The 2583-nt window shown below is 64.6% G+C and carries 1 pseudogene; it reads left to right on the plus strand.

From position 1 onward, the window contains the following. Positions 1-74: 74 nt before the first annotated feature. Positions 75-179 (plus strand): annotated as a pseudogene (locus tag F4Z81_07030) (pilus assembly protein). Positions 180-2583 lie beyond the last annotated feature (2404 nt).

Consider the following 2583-nt stretch of genomic DNA (forward strand, 5'->3'; position numbering starts at 1 on the left):
TTCTCCTTCTTGCCATGTTCCTGAGTGCCGGTCTCGTGCTCTCCGGTTGTGGTGACGACGAGACGGCGACGACACCCGCGCCGGCACCGCCGCCGCCACCGCCGCCAGCTCCGGAGCCGGAACCCGAGCCGGAGCCGGAACCCGAGCCGGAGCCGGAACCCGAGCCGGAGCCGACTCCGCTCCACGTCCACTTCCATATCCCGGACGGTGAGTTCCCGATGGTCCCGGACGATGAGACCGACGAGGCCAAGGCCATGGCGCACGTCAACAACGACATGGAGGTTGAGGTGAACATGACGGCCACCCTGCTCCCGATGTTCGTTGAGGGTGCCAGCCACGTGGTGCTGATCGAGGGCGAAAACATGCCCTTCACCCACGTCACCTGGGAGGCCATGCAGAGCGTGGTGGTAACCACCGGTGCTCAGTTCATGGCCACTCCGGTGCTGATTGGAGCCAACCAGGTGCCGATGCAGATCGGGGATCCGGTGTACGTGACCTGCGGTCCGTTCGCGTGCGCCGAAAGTGCCGAGCCCCCGCCGATCTCGATTGCCGACTCGGCGGTCTGCGCCGGCTGGGATCCGGAGGTCACGCTGAACGTCGGACTCGTTGACAACGACGTGTTTCCACCGGACGCCACCACTACAGCCGCAGACGACGACGGTATTGATGCTGGCTGGGTGACGAGTTCCACCGCTGCGATGACGGTCAAGCACATCTTCGCCGGCGTCGAAGACGGGATGAACTACGACGTCTCCGGTCCGGACGCCTCCAATGGCTCCAACAAGGCGCTCAAGATGGACAGGAAGAATGCGGACACCGCCGCCACCAATGAGAACAACGCCTATCGCCCCGGAATCCGGATCGCCGCTGACGACACTGCGGAGTTGAGCGACACAAACGCGAGTGCATGCGTCGCTTCGGGAACCTACGGCAACACGATCGGCTCCAATCACCGGCCGAACAACTGCTTCCGCATCATGGCCGCGGACGAGGTTAACTACTTGGGCGGCTACAGCATCGAGGTCAAGGCCAAGGGCTCCGCCGTCGGCTGGAGCGACGTGGACTGGGAGGACGATCCCTTCGAGGACCTTGAGTGTGAGTCCAAGACGTTTGTCGCGACGGACCAAGTGGATGTCTGCGAAATGTTCGCGGCCGAGGTGGACCAGGCATTGGCTGGCGGCTGGGGCGGCAGCAAGGGCACGGTCACGGTGGGCATCCAGACTACGAACACCGACGAGGTCTCCATGTGGAGCGTCGGCGTTCCCGGCGCCAGTCCGGACCGCTTCAGCACCCTCTGGTTCGACGACGATCTCGATGGCAAGATCCGGGTAGGCACCGACACCTCGGCGGGCCCGGATGGTCCGAACGACCTATACGACAGCGACAGTACCGCGCTGCGACGCGCCGGAAACATCACGACGGTCTGGAAGTCGCTCGTTGACAAGGACAACGACCCGATCCACGGCGACTTCGGCAAGCAGGATTTCGACGATCAGGCCACTACGACGGCCAGTGACGCGGCCAAGCCGGACGGCAAGGCCGACAACTATGCCGCAGACGACGATGCCCGCGCTTGCACGGACGACGACGGCGGCGACGGTTGCGACGCGAAGTGGTCCATGGATTACGAGGTTCTGTTCGCTGACGGCCTGTTCGGCTGCACGGAGAAGCGCACGCTGACGATCAGTTGCGAGTGGGATGCCAACGGCGAACTGGGCCGGTATCGCGCCGATGACCACGGCACGCCATCCCAGACAGCGGGGACAGGGGTCACGTTGGTCACCACAGGAGCGACTGGTACTCGCACGGCGGGTTACATCGGTGCCTTCGCCCAGTGCACCGCGAAGTAGGAGTCCGACTCTGAACTGATTCTTCGGAATCGCACGGGAGCCCCGGGGCCAACCGGCCCCGGGGTTTTCCTCTGTACGCGTCATGGTCGGGATGTCAGACGACCGGTGTACCCCGGCCTGACCTCGCGCCGGGACGGGGTGTCCAGGCGGCCAGTCTCGGGCCGCTGTGGAACCGTGCGGGAATCTACGGTTCAACACGGAATCAACTGGGTTTGGGCCTCGGGCGATTCCGTCGAGGTATGAAACGGCGTCGGGTGCCGGGCCGGCGTCCGTGCTTTCCGGTCGCAGCGGGTGGATTCGACCGGTTCTGCCGGTCAATTCCGGTGTTTTTGGGCCCAAACCGGTCAGAAATCGGCTCCGCGCACACCGGCGCGACGAAGACGGCCCCCATTTCACGGCCTGCGGACGAGCCGGTGGCCCTGGGCCGGAGCGGGACCGAGAAAACCGGCGGAAATTCGCCCCCCTCCCCCTGGCCGTGGCGAACCTCGGATCACACGAGTGATATGGAAAGTGATACAGGGATTTCGGTGGCAGGCGGTAACGCAAGGGGGGACATTAACTTAGCGTTGCGGTAAGGCGGTTCTCACGGACACCGGTTCTCCCGTGTGCCGGCCCGCCGAGCGTTTCGGCGGCAAGTGTTGACACCGGGTTGCACCGGCCTTCCGGCTCCGGGCCGAAACTCGCCGCATGACGCACACCACCAACGGAAAACGGACCGCCAAGGTCAAACTCA

It is taken from the genome of Gemmatimonadota bacterium (assembly GCA_009835325.1).
Taxonomy (GTDB): domain Bacteria; phylum JAAXHH01; class JAAXHH01; order JAAXHH01; family JAAXHH01; genus JAAXHH01.